The organism is Burkholderiales bacterium (assembly GCA_015075645.1).
Lineage (GTDB): Bacteria > Pseudomonadota > Gammaproteobacteria > Burkholderiales > Casimicrobiaceae > VBCG01.
Map to the genome: position 1 here is coordinate 285,367 of JABTUF010000001.1, position 21,869 is coordinate 307,235.

The 21,869-nt window shown below is 71.1% G+C and carries 19 protein-coding genes and 2 pseudogenes; 6 read left to right on the plus strand and 15 right to left on the minus strand.

Translation table 11 applies throughout. The features are described 5' to 3' along the window. The first annotated feature begins 37 nt into the window (after positions 1 to 37). Together msrB and HS109_01290 are read left to right on the plus strand one after the other, a co-directional pair. Positions 38 to 502 (plus strand): peptide-methionine (R)-S-oxide reductase MsrB, encoded by a 465-nt coding sequence (gene msrB, locus HS109_01285; protein MBE7520996.1) that lies wholly within the window; start codon positions 38 to 40, stop codon positions 500 to 502. A 31-nt stretch (positions 503 to 533) separates the two neighbouring features. Beyond that, a complete protein-coding gene (locus HS109_01290; protein ID MBE7520997.1) occupies positions 534 to 899 on the plus strand; it encodes a DUF202 domain-containing protein in 366 nt (121 codons plus the stop codon). A gap of 43 nt (positions 900 to 942) precedes the next feature. Here HS109_01290 and HS109_01295 read toward each other — a convergent pair whose 3' ends face one another. After that, positions 943 to 3,189, minus strand: coding sequence for a bifunctional (p)ppGpp synthetase/guanosine-3',5'-bis(diphosphate) 3'-pyrophosphohydrolase (locus HS109_01295; GenBank protein ID MBE7520998.1), 2,247 nt, complete (start codon positions 3,187 to 3,189; stop codon positions 943 to 945). A 2-nt stretch (positions 3,190 to 3,191) separates the two neighbouring features. Here HS109_01295 and HS109_01300 point away from each other — a divergent pair, with 2 nt between their 5' ends. Beyond that, complete coding sequence (locus HS109_01300) at positions 3,192 to 3,536, plus strand: antibiotic biosynthesis monooxygenase (GenBank protein ID MBE7520999.1); 345 nt, start codon at positions 3,192 to 3,194, stop codon at positions 3,534 to 3,536. A gap of 60 nt (positions 3,537 to 3,596) precedes the next feature. Here HS109_01300 and HS109_01305 read toward each other — a convergent pair. From HS109_01305 to HS109_01365, 13 genes and pseudogenes are all read right to left on the minus strand, one after another. Continuing rightward, positions 3,597 to 3,791 (minus strand): annotated as a pseudogene (locus HS109_01305) (HigA family addiction module antidote protein). Positions 3,792 to 3,909: 118 nt separating this feature from the next. After that, positions 3,910 to 5,271, minus strand: a complete 1,362-nt coding sequence (gene glmM, locus HS109_01310; protein ID MBE7521000.1) for a phosphoglucosamine mutase — start codon at positions 5,269 to 5,271, stop codon at positions 3,910 to 3,912. 31 nt (positions 5,272 to 5,302) lie between these two features. After that, positions 5,303 to 6,181, minus strand: coding sequence for a dihydropteroate synthase (gene folP / locus HS109_01315; protein ID MBE7521001.1), 879 nt, complete (start codon positions 6,179 to 6,181; stop codon positions 5,303 to 5,305). Between the two features lie 76 nt (positions 6,182 to 6,257). Next, positions 6,258 to 8,147 carry an ATP-dependent metallopeptidase FtsH/Yme1/Tma family protein gene (locus tag HS109_01320; protein MBE7521002.1) on the minus strand — a complete coding sequence of 630 codons (1,890 nt, stop codon included), beginning with the start codon at positions 8,145 to 8,147 and terminating at the stop codon, positions 6,258 to 6,260. 78 nt (positions 8,148 to 8,225) lie between these two features. Further along, entirely contained in the window at positions 8,226 to 8,855 is a 630-nt protein-coding gene (locus HS109_01325) for an RlmE family RNA methyltransferase (protein ID MBE7521003.1), read from the minus strand. A gap of 173 nt (positions 8,856 to 9,028) precedes the next feature. Then, positions 9,029 to 11,308, minus strand: a complete 2,280-nt coding sequence (locus HS109_01330; protein ID MBE7521004.1) for a tetratricopeptide repeat protein — start codon at positions 11,306 to 11,308, stop codon at positions 9,029 to 9,031. A 15-nt stretch (positions 11,309 to 11,323) separates the two neighbouring features. Beyond that, on the minus strand, positions 11,324 to 12,229 hold the full coding sequence (locus tag HS109_01335) for a DUF2950 domain-containing protein (GenBank protein MBE7521005.1): 906 nt from the start codon (positions 12,227 to 12,229) through the stop codon (positions 11,324 to 11,326). A 16-nt stretch (positions 12,230 to 12,245) separates the two neighbouring features. Further along, entirely contained in the window at positions 12,246 to 13,604 is a 1,359-nt protein-coding gene (locus HS109_01340) for a DUF3300 domain-containing protein (GenBank protein ID MBE7521006.1), read from the minus strand. A 106-nt stretch (positions 13,605 to 13,710) separates the two neighbouring features. Then, positions 13,711 to 13,983, minus strand: a complete 273-nt coding sequence (locus HS109_01345) for a hypothetical protein (protein ID MBE7521007.1) — start codon at positions 13,981 to 13,983, stop codon at positions 13,711 to 13,713. Positions 13,984 to 13,988: 5 nt separating this feature from the next. Beyond that, positions 13,989 to 14,487 (minus strand): annotated as a pseudogene (locus HS109_01350) (patatin-like phospholipase family protein). A 62-nt stretch (positions 14,488 to 14,549) separates the two neighbouring features. Further along, complete coding sequence (locus HS109_01355; protein MBE7521008.1) at positions 14,550 to 15,086, minus strand: hypothetical protein; 537 nt, start codon at positions 15,084 to 15,086, stop codon at positions 14,550 to 14,552. 70 nt (positions 15,087 to 15,156) lie between these two features. Then, positions 15,157 to 16,629 (minus strand): transglycosylase SLT domain-containing protein, encoded by a 1,473-nt coding sequence (locus HS109_01360; protein ID MBE7521009.1) that lies wholly within the window; start codon positions 16,627 to 16,629, stop codon positions 15,157 to 15,159. A gap of 235 nt (positions 16,630 to 16,864) precedes the next feature. Beyond that, positions 16,865 to 18,412 carry an arylsulfatase gene (locus tag HS109_01365; protein ID MBE7521010.1) on the minus strand — a complete coding sequence of 516 codons (1,548 nt, stop codon included), beginning with the start codon at positions 18,410 to 18,412 and terminating at the stop codon, positions 16,865 to 16,867. Positions 18,413 to 18,548: 136 nt separating this feature from the next. Between HS109_01365 and HS109_01370 the strand changes: the two genes are divergently transcribed. After that, positions 18,549 to 19,559: a LysR family transcriptional regulator gene (locus HS109_01370; GenBank protein MBE7521011.1), complete on the plus strand. Its 1,011-nt coding sequence runs from the start codon at positions 18,549 to 18,551 to the stop codon at positions 19,557 to 19,559. A gap of 58 nt (positions 19,560 to 19,617) precedes the next feature. Here HS109_01370 and HS109_01375 read toward each other — a convergent pair whose 3' ends face one another. Continuing rightward, positions 19,618 to 20,622 carry a haloacid dehalogenase-like hydrolase gene (locus HS109_01375; protein MBE7521012.1) on the minus strand — a complete coding sequence of 335 codons (1,005 nt, stop codon included), beginning with the start codon at positions 20,620 to 20,622 and terminating at the stop codon, positions 19,618 to 19,620. Positions 20,623 to 20,791: 169 nt separating this feature from the next. Here HS109_01375 and HS109_01380 point away from each other — a divergent pair, with 169 nt between their 5' ends. After that, entirely contained in the window at positions 20,792 to 21,547 is a 756-nt protein-coding gene (locus HS109_01380; protein MBE7521013.1) for a YhbY family RNA-binding protein, read from the plus strand. After that, positions 21,544 to 21,861 (plus strand): SH3 domain-containing protein, encoded by a 318-nt coding sequence (locus HS109_01385; GenBank protein MBE7521014.1) that lies wholly within the window; start codon positions 21,544 to 21,546, stop codon positions 21,859 to 21,861. Before HS109_01380 ends, HS109_01385 begins: the two co-directional genes overlap by 4 nt. Positions 21,862 to 21,869 lie beyond the last annotated feature (8 nt).

The following is a 21,869-nucleotide window of genomic DNA, read 5'->3' on the forward strand; positions in this document are numbered from 1 at the left end:
CTCCATCATGGCGGCGGGCCCCGTCCCGCCCGGCGTGATGACGCCGCAGGTCGAGGAACTGCGCGCCGGCTGGCGTTCACTCCTCGCGAAGGACGCGAAGATCGCGAGCGACGCGACGCCGATCACGATGTCGAACGACGCGTGGCGGAAGCTCCTCGCCCCGAACGCCTACGTCGTGCTGCGCGAGGCCGGGACCGAGCGGCCGTTTTCGAGCCCGCTCGACCGCGAGAAGCGCCGCGGCGTCTTCGTCTGCGCCGGCTGCTCGCTTCCCGTGTTCAGCTCCGCGATGAAGTTCGACAGCGGCACCGGCTGGCCGTCGTTCTTCACCACGATTCCCGGCGCCTTCGAGACGTCGATGGACCACGGTATCCCCTATCCGCGCATCGAGTACCACTGCGCGAAGTGCGGCGGCCACCACGGCCACGTGTTCGACGACGGCCCGAGGCCGACCGGCCAGCGGTGGTGCAACAACGGGCTTTCGCTGCGGTTCATCCCGGCGTGATCGAATCGTTCGCACCGCGGCGCCGCGCCCGATGAGCGACCCGCGCGTCTTCTTCGCCGCCGAGCGCACGCTGCTCGCCTGGGTGCGCACCGGGATCACGGTGATCGCGCTCGGTTTCGTCGTCGAGCGCTTCGGCCTGTTCGTGAGCCTCGTGGCGCACTCGTCGGGTCGGGCTGCCCCGTCCCTGCACACGACGGCCTCCAACGTCATCGGCACGATGCTCGTCGTGGCCGGCACGGCGATCATCGTGTTCGCGAGCGTGCAGCACGCGCGCTTCGTGCGCACGCTGCCGCTGGAGGACCTCCCGGGGAGCTACCGGATCGGCTGGGCGATCGTGTTCGCGCTCGCGTTCGCCGCGCTGGGCGGCGCGCTCGCGATCTATCTGGCGCTGACCTGACGCCCACGCGCGGGCGCGCGAACCGGCAGGCTCCCGCGGCGCGCTATCTGCGCCCCGCCGCGAGCACCCCGGGCACGTCGCGCACGAGCGCCAGCGCCCGCCTCAACTGCTCGACGCCGGCGACCTCGATCGTGAAGTTCATCCGCGCGAGGTGGTGCTTCGTGAGCGTGTTCACCGCGGTGACGTTGATCCGTTCGCGCGAGAACACTTCCGAGATGTCGCGCAGGAGCCCGGGACGGTCGCCGCATTCCACGACGATGTCGACCGGGTAGAGTTCCTCGCGGCGCGCGCCCCAGTTCGCCTCGATCAGTCGTTCAGGCTCGCGTGCGCGGATCCGCGCGAGGTTCACGCACGACGCGCGGTGGATCGTGATGCCCTTGCCCCGCGTGACGAAGCCCGCGATCGGGTCGGGCGGCGCGGGCTTGCAGCAGCGCGCGAGCCCGGTCATCAGGCGATCGACGCCGACGATCAGGATGCCGCTGCCCGAACCGGACGCCCGGCTCGCGCGCGTGACCACTTCCGGAGAGTCGGTCGGCGGCGCCGCGGGACCCGGAGCGGCGGGCGCGGACGCGTCCCGGATCGCCGCCTGGAGCTGGCGCAGGTTGATCTCGTCGCGCGCGAACGCGACGAAGAGGTCGTCGGGCTTCGCGTAGCCGGCCTTCGCGGCGAGCAGCTCGTGGTTGAGGAGCGACACGCCGCTGCGCGAGAGTTCGCGCTCGACCGCCGCGCGGCCCTGCGCGAGCGTGGCATCGAGCGCCTGCGCCTTGAACCACTGGCGGACCTTGGCGCGCGCGCGATGGCTGGTGACGAAGCCGAGTTCCGGGTTCAGCCAGTCGCGCGACGGCCCGCCTTCCTTCACCGTCAGCACCTCGACGCGCTGGCCGTTCGCGAGCGGCGTGTTGAGCGGCACCATGTGGCCGTCGACCTTCGCGCCGCGGCAGCGGTGCCCGAGGTTCGTGTGCACGGCGTAGGCGAAGTCGACCGGCGTCGCGCCCGACGGCAGGTCCACGACCTTGCCCTGCGGCGTCAGCACGTAGATCGTGTCGGTGAAGAGCGACTGCTTGAACGCCGCGAGCCACTCGCTCGTGTCGGCGATCGCGTCCTTCCAGTCGAGTACCTGCCGCAGCCACGCGATCCGGTCCTCGAACCGCGGGTCGCGCCGCCCCGCCGCGCCTTCCTTGTAGCGCCAGTGCGCCGCGACGCCGTACTCGCTGTGCTGGTGCATGTCGCGCGTGCGGATCTGCACCTCGAGCGGCTTGCCTTCGGGGCCGATGACGGCCGTGTGCAGCGAGCGGTAGTCGTTGGCCTTCGGCTTCGCGATGTAGTCGTCGAACTCGCCCGGCAGCGGCGTCCACAGGTGGTGGACGATGCCGAGCGCCGCGTAGCACTGCCTCACGTCGTCGACGAGGATGCGCACCGCGCGGATGTCGTAGAGACCCTCGATGCCGGAGCCCTTGCGCCGCATCTTGGTCCAGATGCTGAAGATGTGCTTCGGACGGCCCGACACGTCGGCGGGAATGCGTGCGGCCGCGAGCTCCCGCTTCAGGATCGCGACGACGTCCTCGATGTAGCGCTGCCGATCGAGCCGGCGTTCGTCCAGGAGCTTCGCGATCTCGCGGTAGGTGTCGGGCTCGGTCGCGCGGAGCGACAGGTCCTCGAGTTCCCACTTGAGCTGCCAGACGCCCAGCCGGTTCGCGAGCGGCGCGTAGAGATCCAGCACCTCGCGCGCGGCTTCCCGCCGCGCCGCCGGATCGGCCGACATCAGCCAGCGCAGCGCCTGCAGCCGTTCCGCGAGCTTCAGGACGACGACGCGGATGTCCTCGACCATCGCGAGCAGCATCTTGCGCAGGTTCTCCGACTGCGCGGCGCGCGCCTCGGGCGTCGCGCCGACCCGGCGCGTCCGGATCGAATCCATGCGCGCGAAGCCCGCGACCAGCGAGGCCGCGTCGGCGCCGAAACGCGCCGCGACATCGTCGGCGTCGAACGCTCGGGCGGCGGGCAGCACCGACAAGAGCGCCGCGCGGATCGACTCGGGGTCGAGCTTCAGCCCCGCGACGATGCCGGCAGAGCCGAGCGCGCGGTCGACGAGACGCTCGCCGTCGGCCGCCTGCGCGTCGCCGACGCGCGAGCGCACGTACTCGAACGCGTCGCGGAACGCCGCGACATCCCCGTGGGGGTAGGTGCCTTCGAGCGCGTCGAGCCACCCCGCGAAGGCCTGCGGAGCCGGACCGGGTGCGGCGTGGACGACGGCGACCATGCGATGATGATACGACCAACTCCCGGAGGGCACCCATGATCGCCGTGATCTTCGAGGTCGTGCCGCACCCCGAGCGGCGCGGCGCCTACCTCGACACCGCCGCGCACCTGAAACCGCTGCTCGAGAAGATCGACGGCTTCGTCTCGGTCGAGCGCTTCGAGAGCCTCACGAACCCGGGCAAGATCCTGTCGCTGTCGATCTGGCGCGACGAGGAGGCGGTGCGGCGCTGGCGCAATCTGGACGAGCACCGTCGCGCCCAGGCGCTGGGCCGCGACAGCGTGTTCGCGGGCTACCGGCTGCGCGTCGCGCAGGTGCTCCGCGACTACGGCATGGACGAGCGTGCGCAGGCGCCGGACGATTCGAGGGCGCGGCACGGCTGACCCCTGCACCGCGACCCGATCCTTCGGCAGCGGATCGATCCCGGCCAGCACCGACCGGTCCTGGGCCACGCGCCACGGATCGATCGCGTTCTGCATTCGAAGCCAGCTCTCGGCCGAATGGCCGAGCAGGTGCGCGATGCGGGCGGCCAGCTCGACCGAGAGGTCGCGCCGCTCCTGCAGCAGCGTGTTGATCGTCACGCGCGAGACACGCAGTCGCCGCGCGAGCTCGCCTTGCGACATTCGCAGCCCCGGCATCGTCCTTGCCTTCTCCGGGATCACCGGGCGATTGCGTGCGACATGGTGCCGAGAGGCGTCAGGCTGAAGCCCGACCCACGAGGAACGCGTCAGGCTGAAGCCCGACCCGCGACTGCGCCTACAACGGCGCGCCCGCCGCCTTCGCGATGGCCTCGGCGATCGCGCCGGCGTGCTCGTCGGCGAGCGTCTTCTCGCGCGCCTCGACCATCACGCGCAGCACGGGCTCGGTGCCCGACGGACGCAGCAGCACACGCCCGGCGTCGCCGAGCGCGCGCGCCGCGCGCTCGTGGGACCGGGACACCGCGTCGTCGCCCTGCCAGTCGAATCCGCGCTGGACCGGCACGTTGATGAGCGTCTGCGGGAACATCGCGACCGGCGCGGTCGCCTCGGCCAAGGTCTGCTTCCCCTCGATCAGCGCGCGCATCACGGCGAGCGCGGCGACGATCCCGTCGCCGGTCGTGTGCTTGTCGAGGCAGATCAGGTGGCCGGAGTTCTCCCCGCCCAGCGACCATCCGCGCTCGACCATCCGCTCGAGCACGTAGCGGTCGCCGACCTTCGCGCGTTCGAGCGGGATGCCCTGCTGCGCGAGCGCCTGCTCGAAGCCGAGGTTGGTCATCTGCGTGCCGACGACGCCGCCGGAGAGCGCGCCGCGCCGCTTCGCGTCCATCGCGACCACGAACAGCAGCTCGTCGCCGTGATAGACGCGCCCGTCGCGATCGGCCATCACGACGCGATCGCCGTCGCCGTCGAGCGCGATGCCGAGGTCGGCACGGTGCTTCACCACCTCGCCGGCGAGATGCGCCGGATGCGTCGCACCGCAACGTTCGTTGATGTTGAGACCGTCCGGCGCGACGCCGGTCGCGATCACGGTCGCGCCGAGTTCGCTCAGCACCGGCGGGGCGACGTGGTAGGCCGCGCCGTGCGCGCAATCGACGACGACGGTGACGCCGCGCAGGTCGAGCGTGGACGGGAACGTGGCCTTGCAGAACTCGATGTAGCGCCCCGGCGCGTCGTTCACGCGGCGCGCCTTGCCGAGGTCCGCCGAGGCGACGCAGCCCAGCGTCGCGCCCATCGCGCGCTCGATGTCGCTCTCCATCTTGTCGGGGAGCTTCATGCCCGCCGACGAGAAGAACTTGATGCCGTTGTCGTCGTAGGGATTGTGCGACGCGCTGATGACGATCCCGGCGGTGAGCCGCAGCGCGCGCGTCAGGTACGCGATGCCGGGTGTGGGCAGCGGGCCGCACAGCGCGACGTCGACGCCGGCGGCGGACAGCCCCGCTTCGAGCGCCGCTTCGAGCAGGTAGCCCGAGATCCGCGTGTCCTTGCCGATCAGCACGGAAGGTCGCCCCCCCGGCCGGCGCGGATCGGCGGCGAGCGTGCGTCCCGCGGCCCATCCGAGCTTCATCACGAGGTCGGGCGTGATCGGAGGCACGCCGACCCGTCCGCGGACGCCATCGGTGCCGAAGTACTCGCGCTTCATCGCCCGCCCTTCCTGTTGCTCACGGCCGCGATTATGCGCCTCGCGCCTGCGGCGCGGCAGCCCCGGCGGCGGGGTCGCGCGCCACGGCCGACCAGACCCGGAGCGCGTCGACCGTCTCGCGCACGTCGTGAACGCGCACGATCGACGCGCCGCGCGCCACCGCTGCGAGCGCCGCCGCCACGCTGCCCGCGAGCCGGTCCTCGCCGTCGCGTCCGGTGATCGCGCCGATCGTCGCCTTGCGCGACAGGCCGGCGAGCACCGGGTATCCCAGACCGGTGAGTTCAGCCAGGCCGCGCAGCAGCGCGAGGTTCTCCGCGGTGCCCTTGCCGAAGCCGAAACCGGGATCGACGACGATGCGCTCGCGCGCGATGCCGGCGTCCTCGCAGGCGCGGGCACGCTCGGCGAGGAACGCCCGAACCTCGCCGACGACGTCGCCGTATCCGGTCTCCTGCTGCATCGTCGCCGGCGTGCCGCGCATGTGCATCAGGCAGACGGCCGAGCGGCCGGCCGCCACCGCCTCGATCGCGCCGACCTCGCGCAGCGCCCGCACGTCGTTGATCATCGCGATGTCGGCGGCGAGCATCGCGCGCATCACGGCGGGCTTCATCGTGTCGATCGACACCGGGATGCCGTCGCCCGCGAGCGCCTCGACCACCGGGCGAATGCGGCGGACCTCGATCGTCAGCTCGACCGGCGTCGCCCCCGGCCGCGTCGACTCGCCGCCCACGTCGACGATGTCGGCGCCGTCGGCGACCATGCGCCGGCCGCGCTCGATGGCGCGATCCGCGTCGGCGTAGCGCCCGCCGTCGTGGAACGAGTCCGGCGTCACGTTGAGGATACCCATCACCAACGGCCGCGAAAGGTCGAGGACGTGGCGGCCGGCCACGAGCACGCGCGAGGTCGTGTTCATCGCCCGCAAGTGTAGCGCCGAAGAAACGAAGAGCGCGCCCGCGGGCGCGCTCTTCGGGATCCGCGCGGCCGTGCCGCTACGCGGGGTTCGCGGACGGCGCAGCGCCTGCCGAGGCGGAAGGTCCGGTCGAGTTCGCGCCCGACGACGGCGGCGGCGAGGGCTTCGGCGGTCGCGGCGGCTTGCCGGCCATGATGTCGTCGATCTGCTCGGCGTCGATCGTCTCGAACTCGAGCAGCGCTTTCGCCATCGCCTCGACCTTGTCGCGGTTGTCCTCGAGGAGCCTGCGCGCCACGGCGTACTGGCCGTCGATGATCTTGCGGACCTCGGCGTCCACCTTGCGCATCGTCTCCTCGGACATGTTCACCTGACGGGTGATCGCGCGGCCGAGGAAGATCTCGCCCTCGTTCTCCGCGTAGACCATCGGTCCCATCACGTCGCTCATGCCGTAGCGCATCACCATGTCGCGCGCGATCTGCGTCGCGCGCTCGAAGTCGTTCGACGCGCCGGTCGTCATCTGGTGCATGAACACCTCTTCGGCGATGCGGCCGCCGAACAGCACCGAGATCATGCTCAGCATCCGGTCCCGGTCCATGCTGTAGCGGTCGGTCTCCGGCAGTTGCATCGTGACGCCGAGCGCGCGCCCGCGCGGGATGATCGTCACCTTGTGCACCGGGTCGGTCTTGGGCAGCAGTTTCGCGACGATCGCGTGGCCCGACTCGTGGTACGCCGTGTTGCGGCGCTCCTCCTCGGGCATCACGATCGAGCGCCGCTCGGCGCCCATGATGATCTTGTCCTTCGCGCGCTCGAAGTCGTCCATGTCGACGAGCCGCTTGTTCGAGCGCGCCGCGAAGAGCGCCGCCTCGTTGACGAGGTTCGCGAGGTCCGCGCCCGAGAAGCCGGGCGTGCCGCGCGCGATGATGTCGGCCTTCACGTCCGGCCCCATCGGCACCTTGCGCATGTGCACGAGCAGGATCTGCTCGCGGCCGCGGATGTCGGGCAGCGGGACGACGACCTGCCGGTCGAAGCGGCCCGGGCGCAGCAGAGCCGGGTCGAGCACGTCGGGGCGGTTGGTCGCGGCGATCACGATCACGCCGGCGCTGCCCTCGAAGCCGTCCATCTCGACCAGCAACTGGTTCAGCGTCTGCTCGCGCTCGTCGTTGCCGCCGCCGAGCCCCGCGCCGCGCTGCCGGCCGACCGCGTCGATCTCGTCGATGAACACGATGCAGGGCGAGTTCTTCTTCGCCTGCTCGAACATGTCGCGCACGCGCGCGGCGCCTACGCCGACGAACATCTCGACGAAGTCGGAACCGGAGATCGAGAAGAACGGCACCTTCGCCTCGCCGGCGATCGCCTTCGCGAGCAGCGTCTTGCCGGTGCCGGGCGAGCCGACCATCAGCACGCCGCGCGGGATGCGGCCGCCGAGCTTCTGGAACTTCGACGGATCGCGCAGGAACTCGACCAGTTCGGCGACCTCCTCCTTGGCCTCGTCGCAGCCGGCGACGTCGGCGAAGGTGACCGTGTTGTTCGACTCGTCGAGCATGCGCGCCTTGCTCTTGCCGAAGCTGAACGCGCCGCCCCGTCCCCCGCCCTGCATCTGGCGCATGAAGAAGATCCACACGCCGATCAGAAGCAGCATCGGGAACCACGAGATGAACACCTGCGCGAGGAAGCTTTGCTCCTCCTCGGCCTTCGCGTCGACGCGCACGCCGAACTTGAGGAGGTCGGAGACCATCCAGATGTCGCCCGGCGAGGTCGTGACGAAGCGCTTCTTGTCGGTCGAGGTCCACTTGATCGTCCGGCCCTCGATCACCGCGGACTCGACCTTGCCGTCCTTGGCCTGCGCCATGAACTCGGAGTAGGGCAGCGTGTCCTTCGACGCCTGGCGCGCGTCGAACTGCTTGACGACGGTCAGCACCACCAGACCGATGACGAGCCAGATGCCGATGTTCTTGAGCAGGTTGTTCACGTCGCGCTCCGTTGGCCGCGCGGAGGGCCGCGCGGACCGCCCGCGGGCCGTCGGGCCCCGGACGTTCGTTCGATGATTCTACCCCACCGCCATGCCCGGCCCCGGAGCGGTCGTCTCCCCGCCCTCGAAGCCCTTGCCCACCAGGAACACCTCGCGGCTGCGGTCGCGGCTCGCCCTGGGCTTTCGCACGTAGACCTTCGCGAAATGTCCCCGCATCGACCGCTCGAACTCGGCGAGCCCGGAGCCCTGGAAGACCTTGACCGCGAAATCGCCGCCGGGTTTCAGGTGATCGGCCGCGAAGGCGAGCGCGAGGTCCGCCAATCCGACGCTGCGCGCCTGGTCGACCGCGTCGATGCCGGAGAGATTGGGGGCCATGTCGGAGAGGACAAGGTCCGCCCGCCGTCCGGCGAGCGCCCGGTCGACGGCGGCGAGTCCCTCGTCGGTCGCGAAATCCGCCTGCACGAACGCGACGCCCGCGACCGGGTCCATCGGCAGGACGTCGATCGCGACGATGCGCGCCCCCGGGCCCAACCGCTCGCGCAGGACCTGGCACCAGCTCCCCGGCGCCGATCCCAGGTCGACGGCGACGATGCCGGGCCGCAGCAGCCGGTCCTTCCCGGAGAGTTCGATCAGCTTGAAGGCCGCGCGCGAGCGGTAGCCGCGCCTCCTGGCCTCCTGCACGTACGGATCGTTGACGTGGTCGTGCATCCACGCCTTGCCGAACCGGTGCTTCTTCTTCGACGGATTGAGCGGTGACGGCAAGGCGGCGGAGGTCGGATCGTCCGGCGGGGTTCGGCCGGAACGCTCCGGCCGTCGCGGCCCGGGACAGGCGCGAATCCCGGCATTCTGCCCGACCGCCCGACGCTCCGACGGGCGCGGGTTCAGGGACGCAGTTCGGAGAGTCGCCGCTCGTAGCCGGCAGCGGCGTCGGCGTCGCCGCCGCGCGCCGAATAGGCCGCCAGCGCGGAGAGCAGGTCGCGGTCGTAGCGGTGCTGCGCGAGCGCCCCTTGCAGCACCGCCATGGATTCCTTCGTCCGGCCGGCGTCGTGCAGCGCCACCGCGTAGACGAACGCGTAGCGCGGATTGTCCGGCGCGAGACGGGCGGCCTCGGAGAGCGCGGCGAGCGCCTCGGGACGCTTCTTCTGCCGCACGTACGCGAGGCCGAGCGCGTGTCGCGGCGCTGCTGCGCGAGGGTCTGCGCGGATCGCACGCAGCAGGACCGCGATCGCTTCGCCGTCTCGGCCGAGGGCGCGTTGGACGTCGGCGAGGTTGACGGCCGCGGGCGCGAAGGTCGGATCGAGTTCGAGCGCGCGGCCAAACGCCGCGATCGCGGCGTCCGTGTCGCCGCGCGCGAGCGCGAGCGAGCCGCGATCCGCGTGCGCTTCCGGACGGTCCGCGTTGAACGCGAGCGCAGCGTCGATTTCGGCGAGCGCCGTGGCGAGCTTCGCGCGCTGGGTTTCGCCGAGCGACCGTTCGGGCTCGCCCACGAGCGACCGCGCGGCCTCCATGCGCACGTCGCGGATCGGGTCGGACAAGAGCGGCGTGAGCGTGCGCGCGCGCACGGCCGGTTCCGCATTGCGAAGGGCGCGCGCCGCCGCCGCGCGTACCATCGGATCGGGGTCGCCCGCCGCCCGCACGATCGCGGCGGTCCCCTCGCCGCCCGGACGCGACGCGAGTCGCTCGACCGCGCTCGCCCGCACGATGGCCGGCTGCGTGCGATCGCCGGCGTAGCTCGCGAGCGTGGCCCGCAGGTCCGGCGCGCCGCGATCGGCCGCCGCGAAGGTCTCGGCGAAGCCCTGGAAGCCGGGCTTGCGCGCCGGAAACCAGCGCGCGATCGCATCCGCGGCCCACTGCGCGCCTTCGCGCGCGTGGCAGCCGCCGCAGGCGTTCGGCGTGCCGAGCGCGACGCTGCGGTCGGGCCGCGGGATGCGGATCGAATGGTCGTGACGCGGATCGACGACCATGTAGGTCCGCGTCGGCATGTGGCAGGAAGCGCAAGCGGCACCGGGGCTCCCCGTCTTGTGATGGTGGTGCGCCTCGACGTCGAAGCGCGACGGCGCGTGGCATTGCCCGCACACGGCGTTGCCCGTCGCGCGCAGTTTGCCGGTGTGCGGCTCGTGGCAATCCGAGCAGGTGACGCCCTTCGCGTTCATGCGGCTCTGCAGGAACGAGCCGTGGACGTAGACCTCGTCGCGCTGCTGCCCGTCCGGGTAGTACAAGCCCGGTTCGAGCGTGGCCACGCGGAAAGCGTCACCCAGCGGGTCGCCCGCGTGCCAGCGGTCGTCGAACTGGCCGCGCCGCGCGTGGCAGCGCGCGCAGGTCTCGATCTCGCGCGCCGTCGCTCGCGGCGTGCTGCGGGCGGCGCTCCCGGTCGCCGCGTCGATCGCCCAGGTCACGCCGCGCCGCTCGTCCAGTCGCGCCGTCAGCCCCCTCGTCGCATCGGCCGCGCGCGCTCCCGCATCACGGCCGGCCCAGCCGACGTGCCGCGAGCCCGGGCCGTGGCAGGCCTCGCAACCGACGTCGAGGTCGGTCCACGTCGTCTGGTAGCTGCGTGTCGCGAGGTCGTAGTTCTTGCGCAGGTTGGTCGAATGGCAGTCCGCGCACTGGTAGTTCCAGTTCTGGTCGAGTCCGGTCCAGTGCAGCGGTTCGCCGGCGGCGAGCTTGCGGTCCGGGTAGAGGTGGAACCAGCGCTGCCCGCCCTGCGCCTTCGGCCGCGCGTCCCAGGCGATGCCCAATGCCTGCAGCCGGCCACCGGGCAGCGCGACGAGGTACTGCTGCAGCGGATACACGCCGAACGTGTAGCGGATCTCGAAGTCGGCGGGCTTGCCGTCGGGACCGTCGGTGCGCACGTAGTAGCGGGCGTCGCGACGGAAGAACCGCGACGTGACCCCGTGCGCAGTGAAGCGCGCGTCGGCGAAATTCCCGAGCACGGTGCGCTCGTTCGCCTCGGCCATCGCGCCCGCGTGCTGCGAGCCGCGCCAGGCCTCCGCCTCCTTCGTGTGGCAGGTCGTGCACGCGGCGGTGCCGACGTAGTGGGGCGCCGGTTGCGCGAGTGCGCTGCTCGCGCAGGCCCACGCGACGATCGCGACCGCGCGGCGCGCGATGAGTGCGAGCGCGCGACCGCTGGCGAGACCGCCGCCGTCCGCGCCCGGGGAACCCACTTGCGCGTTCGCGCGCTACTGGCCGGTGTCGGCCCGTTCCCAGCCCGGACCGGGATCGAATGCACGGAGCGCGCGTGCCCGGGTCGCGGTGTCGGGACCGAGGTCGCGCTGGTAGACGACGCCGTCCTGGTTGACGATGAAGGTCATCACGCCGGTGTCGCCGTACTTCGCCGGCCAGGCGACGAGCGCGAACCCTCCGGTCATGCGGCCGTTCGCCACGTAGTTCTTCGCGCCCCCCGCCGCCGCGGCACCCTGCGCGGTGAGGATGCGGTAGGCGTAGCCGTGGTAGGGCATGCCCGGCGTCGCGTCCGCGAACCCGGGCCCCAGCGGGCTCTCGGGCTCGCCGGGCAGCGACGCCCAGTAGAGGCCGTCGTGCCTGCCCCGCGTCGAGATCGCGCGCTGCGCGTAGGATTTCACACCGTCGCCGTCCCAGTCGCGCTCGACGTACTCGCGCTGCGCGTCGACGTAGGCGAGCGACACCTGGATCGCCGCGAGTTCGTTGCGGCCGATGCGCCGCGCGCGCATTTCGTCGACCGCGGCGACGAGGTCGAAGCTCCAGCCTCCGGAATCGTGCGCGAGCGGGATCGGCAGCGTCCACCCGTGCGTGCCGACCTCGACCATCGCGCGCGCGTCGGTGCGCCCGACGATGCGGTGGCCCTGCGCCCAGGCTTCGAGGAAGCGCAGCCTGTCGTGCTCGCCGACGGTCTTCGGCAGCACCTGGTCCGCGCGCGGTCCCAGCACCTCGCGCACGCGCGCGCCGTCGTGCCTTGCGATGCCGTCGACGAGCGCGTCGGCCGCGGCCTCGGGCGTCGCGAAGCGCTCCTGCGCGTGGGCCGAGAGCGGCGCGAACGCGGCCGCGACGGCGAGGCCGGCGCAGGCGATGCGGACCCGCGCCCGTGTTCCGATCGTGTCGTGCTTCATGTTCGTCCCCATGCCGTCACCGCCGTCCGCCGCCGCGTCCGCCGCCGCCGCTGCCGCGCGCACCGCCGCCGTGCGCGCCGGCCGAAGGACGCGCGCCACCGCCGCCGCCACTGGACATCCGGGCGCTGCTTCCGCCGTGCGACGACGCCTTCTGCATCGAGGCGTTGCCGCGCGACATCTCGGCGCGCGAGTTCGAACTGCCTGCGCCGCGCAACGCATTGTCGTGCGACGCGTTCGACGAACTCCGGCGCGCCGCGCTGCGGTCCATCGACTGCGCGTGGTCGCGCGCGGCATCGCGGCTGCGGTCGGTGTTGGCCGCCGCGCGCTGCACGCCCGGATCGCGCTCCATCGTCTTCGCCCGGTCCGCGGCGCTGCCCTTGCCCGGATCGACGCCACGGTCGCGCATCGCCTGCTCGGCGCGCTGCCGGCTCGCGTCGCGGTCGGTCTCCTTGCCGCGATACTGCTCGCGTCCGGTCGACGCGCGCTTCTGGTCGAGCTTCTGCTTCGTGGCGTCGCCGCCGCGGTAGTCGGACGTGCGGTGCTTGCTGTCGTGCGCCCAGTTCTGGCGCCCGCCATCGGCGTTGATCCGGTTGTTGACGTTGATGTTGTTGTACCGGTCGACGTTGATGTTCACGTCGCCGTGGCCCCAGTTGACGCCGCCCCACAGCGCGTTGGTCACGCCGATCGACACGCCCCAGGCGATGCCGGTGGCGATCGGCCGCGACCACCAGTAGCCCGGCGGGTACGGGTAGTAGTACGGCGGATAGGCGGGCCACCACCACGGTCCGTAGACGTAGGTCGGGTTGTAGGCCGGCACGTAGACGACCTGCGGCTGCGCCGGCTCGATGATGATCGTCTGCGTGACCGCGGGGGCCGATGCGGCGGGCGCGGGCGCCGTCTTCTCCGCCGGTTCGCTCGACACCTTGATCTGCTCGTTGCTCTTGAGGTTCCCCGCCTTCTGCGCGGCCGCGCGCAGCCGCTGGACCGAGGTCATCACGTCCTCGGGCTGGGCGAGGAACGCGTCGCCCATCGCCTTCACGTCCTGCGGCTTGGCGGCGAGCGACACCAGCACCTCCGGGAAGGCGACCAGCGAGGCGACGGAAGGATCCCAGCCCTCCTTCTCGACCGACTTGACGGCGTCGTCGCCCTTCGCGTCCGGGTGCGCCTTCGACCAGTTCGCGGCCGCCTGGAACTCATCCGGGTAGGTCGACGCCATCAGCACCTGCGACAGCAGCGAATCGGGATAGAGCGCGACCGGCGCCAGCATCTGGTCGAGTTGCTCCGCCGTGAACGACGCTTGCGCGAGCGCACCCGTGGGCGCGACGAGCGCAGTGCACAGTGCGAAGAATCGGACGAATCGGTGGAGGTGACTCATCGGTTGCCTTTCCCGGCGGATCTTCCCGTCCCGCGCCTCGACCGGAGGTCGGCGCCAAGGGGGTTGCGCGAAATGGCCGGCATCATGCTGTTCGGAGGGCGGCGCGTCAATGCCCGATCGGCCCCGGTCGCGGCGGCGCGGGCGCCGCGGGCGAGGCCACGATCGACGCACCGACGTCGTCCACGAGCTTCCGGAAGTCGGGCGACGCGAGGAGGACCGTGCCCGCCGCCGCGCGCAGGCGGTCGACCACCCCGGCGGACAGCACGAACGACGTCGGCAGGTCGTTCGGGTAGGCGAACTCCGCCTTGTCGGAGAGCATCGGGAGCGACACGTCGATCGGGTAGAGCTTCGGCGACGGGCCGCTCGCCAGCGAGGCCACCTTCGGGTCGCGCGCTCGAACAGGATCTCGTCGTAGAGCTGCGCCGCCATTTCCGAGCGACCCCGGTTGGGCGAGCCGAGCGCGCCCCGGTTCGCGGGACTCAGGAGCCGCTGGATCGGTTCGCCTTGCACGTTGCGCTTGAGGAAGCGCTGCTCGCAATCGTCGAACAGACGGTCGCCGTAGAGCCCGTAGGCGAGCGCCGTGAAGCTGCCGCCCGACACGCCGGTGATGACGTCGACCTGATCGAGGAGGCGGAAGCGCGCACCCTTCGGGCCGATCGCCTCGGTGCGCTTCAGGACCTCGGGCACGCCGCAGGAAAACGCGGCTGCGCGTGTGCCTCCGCCGGAGAAGGTCAGGACGAGGAGCGTTCTCGGATCGTTGCGCTCGACAGGGCGGTTCGCGAAACGGCAGCCCGCGTCGGGGGCGCACTTCGGTCACCGGCGGGTTGACCGGACGCGTCGCCGCGCAACCGGCGACAGGCGCCGTGCATGCCAGCGACAGCATCAGGCGCGTGAGGGTTGGCGCCGCCTCCCGTCCATCGACCGTCCGGCGCTTCGCCATGCGCGTCACGTCCGGAACACCACCTTGAACGCGTTCTTCGCGGCCTCGAGGATCGACTTCGCGTAGAGACCCCCGATGAACGACGCGAGCGTCATCGCGTCGACCGAGTTGGTGAACGTCTCGTGCCGGCTCAGGAAGAGCGACACGCCGGCCACGATCAGCGGCGCGATGAGGAGCCCGAGCACCGGCCGCATCACGAAGCAGAACGCGATGCGGCGCTGAAACACCTCGCCTTCGGCGCCCGGCGGGCTGCGCGCTCCGTCGTCGAGCTCGAACCCGGCGGCGTAGCGGTTCAAGAGCGACACGAGCGCGCCCACTCCGCTGCCGGCGAAGCCGATCAAGCCCACCCCCACCATCTTCGTAAGCCCCTCGGGACGTTCGAGGATCCCGTAGCCGGCCACGAACGCGACCACGATCGCGACGGTGAGCGCGACCGCGATCAAGCGCGCGGCGGTGTGGAGCGAGCGCAACTCGGCGTCGTGTTCCGGCGCGTTGCCCGGTCCGGCGGCTGCCGCGTCAGCGGCCTCGGCGATGTCGGTCATGGTACGAACTCCCTCCCTCGGGGCCTGCCAACGCTACCGGGGCACTCACGCCGGCGCTGACGGGCCCTGGCTACTTCGCCGGCCCGGCGACCGCCTCGCGCGCGGCGCGCGCGCGATCCTGCGCATCCAGCAGCAGCCGGTACGCCACGTAGTACTTGTAGATGTTGCGAACGTAGGTCGTCGTTTCGGTTCCGATCTTCTCGGCGACGACGATCTCCACGTTGTTGAACCACCTGTCCGGGTCCAGCCCACGCTTCTTCGCTTCGGTCCGGGCCTTCGATACGTTGCCCGGTCCGCAGTTGTAGCTCGCGAACGCGAACAGCGGCCGGTTGCCCGCGCTGAACTTCGCGTCCGGAAAGTACTTGGTCATCAGCTGGTCCATGTACTTGGCCCCGCCGTGGATGTTCGATTCGATCTCGCGGATGTCGCCCACGCCGAGCTGCGCGCCGGTCGCCGGCATGATCTGCATGACGCCGATCGCGCCGACGTGGCTCTTCGCGTTCTGGTCGAGCCCGGACTCCTGGTAGCCCTGCGCCGCCAGCATCAGCGGGTCGAAGCCGTAGCGTTCGCCGTACTTGCGGAAGAGCGCGAGCGTGTCCGTGAAGCGCTTCCACTCGGCCGACCCGGTCGGGTCCTTGATCTGCTTCACGCGCTTCATCGACTGCGCCAGACGGTAATTGACGACACCCTGCTTGAGCGCCCAGGTGGTGTAGAACGCCTCGATCTCGGCGGCGAGCTTCGTGCTGCCCTTGCGCACCATCCAGCCGGTCTTGCCGCCGTCGCGCAGCACGATGGTGTCGTCGACGCGAAGCTTCGGCAGCACCTGCGCCCACATGTCGGCCTTCCACTCGTCGACGACGATCGCCTGCATCAGTCCGGCGTTCGCCATCTCCATCATGTCCTCGTCCTCCAGCGCGTCGGGGACGATCACGAGCTTCATCGCCGGCTTGCCGGCGGCTGCGAACTTCGCGTCGAGCGCGGCGAGGCTCTCGTGGTACGACGATGCGCGCCGGACATGGACGGTCCTGCCGGCGAGGTCGTCGATCGTGGCGATCTTCGGCGCCGTCGGACCGGTCACGAGCACCTCACGCACCGGCTTCTGGCCGGCGGGCGAGACCATGTCGACGATCTCGAGCCGCTCGTCGGTGACGGTCAGGTTGCCCACCGCGATGTCGGCGAGACCCTCGGCCACGTCGGAGGCCAGCTTGTCGCGGGTCACCGGGATCATGTAGACGGTCAGCGGCCGCTTGCCCAGCGTCTTCGCATGCTTCTGGTTCAACCAGCGCTCGAAGTCGCGCACCAGTTCCGCCGCGAGCCCGCGCTCCCGGCCCTTCTCGGAGTAGTAGAGCGAGCGCGAATAGGGGATCGCGACACGGATCATGCGCCGCTGGAGCATCGCGTCGACGTCGCCGGTCCAGGGCTTGTTCGCGATCGCGAGCTGGCGCGGCGGTGCCGCCGCATCCTTCGCCGGCTTCGTCGCCTCCTTCGCATCCGCGCCCGTCGCCTGCGCGAGCGCGCCGCCGGCGACGAGGAGGAGGAGCATCAGCCCGAGGCCGGCACGCTGCGTCCAACGCGCGCGCACCGATTCACCGCGGGTCGCGGCGGGCGTCATCGTCATGGCGTCGGACAGGGCATTCGGACAGGGCGGTCGCCGGATCGGTTCGGATGGTACGCCGCCCCGAAGAGCGGGTTCGCCATGGTCGACGGTCACCGCGGCGGAAAAAGGAGGGCCGAACCCGCTTTGGAAAGGTCCGGCCCCCGACGGAGGAGTCATGCCGTCAATTCTGCTGCGTCTTCGTCACCGCCTCCATCACACGGTCCAGGTTGAAGCTGCCCGGCTTCTGGCGCGGCGGAAAGTCCTTGAAGCTCTGCAACCAGTTCGCGACGTACGCGCCGGCCGGCGCGAACGCCCACATGTGCTCGACGAACCAGCGCTGGTAGCCCATCGCGTTCTCGTACTCGGCGCGCTCGAACGGATCCATCCGCAGGTTGGTGAGGAGCGGCGCGCGCAGGGCCTTGAACGGGTCGATCCACACGCGCAGGCCGTGCGCCTTCTGCTCGAGGAACGTGACCTTGAAGTCCCCGTAGCGCAGCGCCGCCACGCTGCCGTCGTCGGTCCAGTAGATGAATTCCTTGCGCGGCCACGGCGCCTGCCCGCGCAACGCCGGGCCGAGATCGTAGCCGTCGAGGTGCACCTTGTAGCTGCGCCCGCCGATCGTCGTGCCCCGCTTCAGCGTCTCGGCGACATCCTTGCCGCCGGCGGCGTCGACCAGCGTAGGCAGCATGTCCTCGTGCGCGCCGATGTCGTTGATCACGGTGCCGGGCCTGATCACGCCGGGCCAGCGGATCATCGTCGGCACGCGGTAGCCGCCTTCCCAGTTGGTGTTCTTCTCGCCGCGGAACATCGTCGTGCCGCCGTCGGGCCAGGTGAAGGTCTCGGCGCCGTTGTCGGTCGAGTACATGACGATCGTGTTGCCGTCCAGGCCGAGTTCCTTCAGCTTCGCGAGCACCTGCCCGACGTGGCCGTCGTGCTCGACCATGCCGTCGGCGTAGATGCCCTGGCCGGTCTTGCCGTCGGACTCCTTCTTCAGATGCGTGAAGATGTGCATGCGCGTCGAGTTCCACCACAGGAAGAACGGCTTGTTCTCCGCCTTCGCGCGCGCCATGAAGTCGAGCGCCTTGACCGTGACTTCCTCGTCGATGGTCTCCATGCGCTTCCTCGTCAGCGGGCCGGTGTCGGTGATCCGGCCGTCGGCGAAACTGTGGATGACGCCGCGCGGGCCGAATTTCTTCCTGAACTCCGGGCTCTTCGGATAGTCGGCGTACTCCGGCTCCTCCTCGGCGTTCAGGTGGTAGAGGTTGCCGAAGAACTCGTCGAACCCGTGCTTCGTCGGCAGCATCTCGTCGCGGTCGCCCAGGTGGTTCTTGCCGAACTGGCCGGTCATGTAGCCCTGCGCGCGCAGCAGCGTCGCGATCGTCGGATCCGCCGCCTGCATGCCTTCGGGGGCGCCAGGCAAACCGACCTTCGTCAGTCCGGTGCGGATCGGCGACTGGCCGGTGATGAAGGCTGCGCGGCCGGCGGTGCAGCTCTGCTGGCCGTACCAGTCGGTGAAGAGCGCGCCCTCCGCCGCGATGCTGTCGATGTTGGGCGTCTTGTAGCCCATCATCCCGCGGTTGTACGCGCTGATGTTGAACTGGCCGATGTCGTCGCCCCAGATCACCAGGATGTTGGGCTTGCCCTGCGCGAGCGCACTCGCGGATGCCAGGAGCGCGAGCGCTCCGGCCGCCAATGCACCGGCGAGCGACGGCTTGGTGAACGGATTCATGCGGCGTTCCTCCGAAGACAGACCGATCGGCCGGACGGCACGCCCTCCGGCGGCGTCCAGTTCTGCGGCGGCATTCTCGCGGGCGGACCCGGGGTGGTCCAATCGAATGCCCTCATCCCTCTGATAACATCGGCGCATGGACTTCGACCTCCGGCTGCTCCGGCACGCGCGGGCCCTGGCGGACGAAGGCAATTTCGCGCGGGCGGCGCGCGCCCAGCACCTCACCCAGCCGGCGCTCTCCCGCAGCATCCAGGAACTGGAGCGGCGGACCGGCCTCAAGCTCTTCGACCGGGGCAAGAGCCGCGTCGAACCGACCGACCTCGGGCGCATCTTCCTCGCCCACGCGGCGGACCTCCTCGCGCGCGCCGAGGCGCTCGACCGCGAGTTGTCGACGCTGCGCGGCGTGGGCACCGGTGCGCTGGCGGTGGGATCGGGCGTGTACCCGACCGCGATCTTCATGACGGACGCGGTGGCCAGGTTCGCGGCGAAGCATCCCGGCGTCAGCGTCCGGCTCGTGAACGAGCCCTGGACGATGCTCATTGCGGCGCTGCGTCGCCGGGAACTCGACTTCGTGGTGTCCGCGATCCCCCCTGCCGACCAGCTCGCCGGCCTGACCGCGAACCCGCTCTCGCCGAGACTGGGGCGCTTCCTCGTGCGCCCGTCGCACCCGCTGGCGCACGCGGCCTCGGGGCTGTCGCTGGCGGACATCACCGCCCATCCGATCGTCAGCTCCGGGCGCCTGCCGGCATGGATCGTCGAGACGCTGGCCAAGGCACGTGACCGCAAGGCCGCCGGACGATCGATCCCCGACCTCGCCTGCGAGTCGCACGACATGATGTGCGACGTGGCCGCGGCCACCGACCACGTCGTGATGACCACACTTTCGGCCGCCGTCCGCTGGATCGAGCGGGGGGCACTGGTTCCGCTGGTGTCCTCCGGTGTTGAGATCGTCGTTCCCTTCGGCATCCTCAAGGTGGAGGGGCGCACGCTGCCGCCGATCGCCGACGAGTTGATCCGCGAAGTCGTGGACGCCGACCGCCGTGCGCAGGAGCTCGACCGCGCGCTGGCCGCGAGAACGTCCTTTCCGGCGCCGCCGTCGGTGCAGCCGCCGCGTCCGCGTCGGACGAAGGTGGCCTCGGCGCGGTGAGGCGCGCCCGCCCTCGCGCCCGTCGCGTGGACGCGACCGGCCGGATTTCGCGCCGTACTCAGCGAACCGGCGGGTAGATCGTGCGCCAGTCGTTCCTCATGCTGACCACCAGCCACCGGTTCGCGGGAGCGGCGTCGAGTCCGCGGTCGAGCTTGCCGATGTGGCTCGTCCGGTCGTAGGCGAATTCACGCGCCGCGTCGTCGTGGTGGATGATCACGCCGAGCCGCGGTCCGGGGCCGGCGGTCGTGTACTGGAGCATCTCGAAGTCGCCGTCCGAGTTGCCGAACGCGGCGATCGGCCGCCGCCCGATGTGGCTGTGCATGCCCACCGGCTTCCCGGGACCGTCGTCGACGAACGCGAGCTCCGGCAGCCGCACCAGGACCGACTTGCCATCGCGCACCTCGTAGCGCGTCTTGACGCTCGACCCGACGACGTGCTCGGGCGGGATACCGTAGAGGTCGCTGGCGAGCACCCGCAGGAAATCGATGCCGCCGCCCGACACGATCCAGGTCGTGAACCCCCGGGCGCGCAGGTACGCGAGCAGTTCCAGCATCGGCTGGTAGGTGAGGCTCGTGTATGGCCGCCCGCGCGTCGGGTGGCGCGCGGTGGCGGCCCACTGGCGCACGGTCGCGTCGAACTCCGCGGTCGTCATGCCCGCGTGACTCGCCATGACGATTTCGAGCAGTCCCTTCTCGCCGGTCGCCGCGAGCGCGGCGCGATCGCCGTCGACGAGCGCCTTGATCGCGGGGCGCGACGACCATTCCGGGTGCGAAGGCGCCAGCTCGCGCACGCGGTCGAAGGCGAAGGCCGCCTGGAAATAGATCGGCTGCTCACCCCACAGTGTGCCGTCGTTGTCGAATACGGCGATCCGCTCGGGGGCCGGCACGAAGTCGCGGCTCGACGGATCGCTCACCGACTCGACGAACGCCACGATCCGCTGCTTCGACGGCCCGTCGGTCCATGAGGGCAGCGGATCGGTCGCGGCGGGGCCGTGGGACACGCAGGATCCGAGCGCGAACGCGAAGAGCGCCGCCAGCAGGACCACACCGGCGGCACCAGTCATCCTCTTCGTCCATGGCATGGCGGTTTCCTCCGAGACGCGCGACGACGCCTGCGCCGGCCGGATTGTCGACGGCCCGTCGCGCGACGGTCCAATGCCCGTTCATCATCGTTCCGGTGCCCGGAGCGCATCGGGCTTCGACCGGAGGCCCGGCAACGGCTACACTGCCGCGATGCTCACGCTCACGCCCGCCGAAAGCCGCGCGCTCCGCGCCCGCGCCCACACCCTCCACCCGGTCGTCGCCATCGGGCATTCGGGCCTCACGCCCGCGGTGCTGCACGAGATCGACGTCGCACTCGCCGCGCACGAACTCGTCAAGGTCCGGGTGCACTCCGACGACCGCGAAGAGCGCGAGCGTCATCTCGCGGCGGTCTGCGAGGGACTCGGTGCGGCGCCGGTGCAGCACCTGGGCAAGCTCCTGATCGTCTGGCGGCCTAAGCCCGTGCGCGACGAACCTGCACCGCGGCGCGCGCCGAAGGATCCGCGCAAGGGCAAGAAAGGCGCGCACGCGAATCGGCGGCCCGGGCAGGCGCGGATCGGCGAACGCGCGAGCGCGCACCGGCGCGGATCGTCCCGTCATTCCCTCAATGCGCCGTTCGAAGGCGAGCGCGCGCATCCGACGCGCCGACGGACCGCGCGCGCCGCGCCCGCGGAGCCTGCGGTGCCGACGACGTCCGCGCCGCGGGGTGCACGGTTCCGGCACGGAAAGCCCGTGACGCCGAAAGGAAAGCGACCGGCACAAGGTTCGGCAGGCAAGCATTCGACGCAGTCGCAGGCGCCGGCGGGCAACCGCAAGGCGCAGGGCCAATGGACCGAGCGTCGATCGTCCGCGCCGGCGGGCAAACGCGCGCACGCTTCCGGCGCCTCAACCGCACCTGCAGCGGTGCGCCGCCGTCGCCGCCCGGCCGGTGGCCGTTCGCGTCCATGAAGGCGTGGTTCGTGTTCGCCGCGCTGCTGTCCACGTCCCTGCCGGCGGCCGCGCAGTGGGCCAACATCGTGTCGGACGTCAACATGCGCGAGGGGCCCGGAACCGACCACCCGGTCGTCGCGTGGGTCGGAAGAGGAACGCACGTCAACGTCGTCGGCTGCCTCGCCGATGGGCCGTGGTGCGAGATCGTGTGGGGACGGCGACGCGGCTGGGTGAAGGTCACCTACCTTCGCGGCATCGCGCGCGACCGGGTGCCGACGGTCACCTTCGACGGCCCGGTGAGGCGCGAGCCGCTGCGCCTGCCGCGCTCGTGATCGGTCGG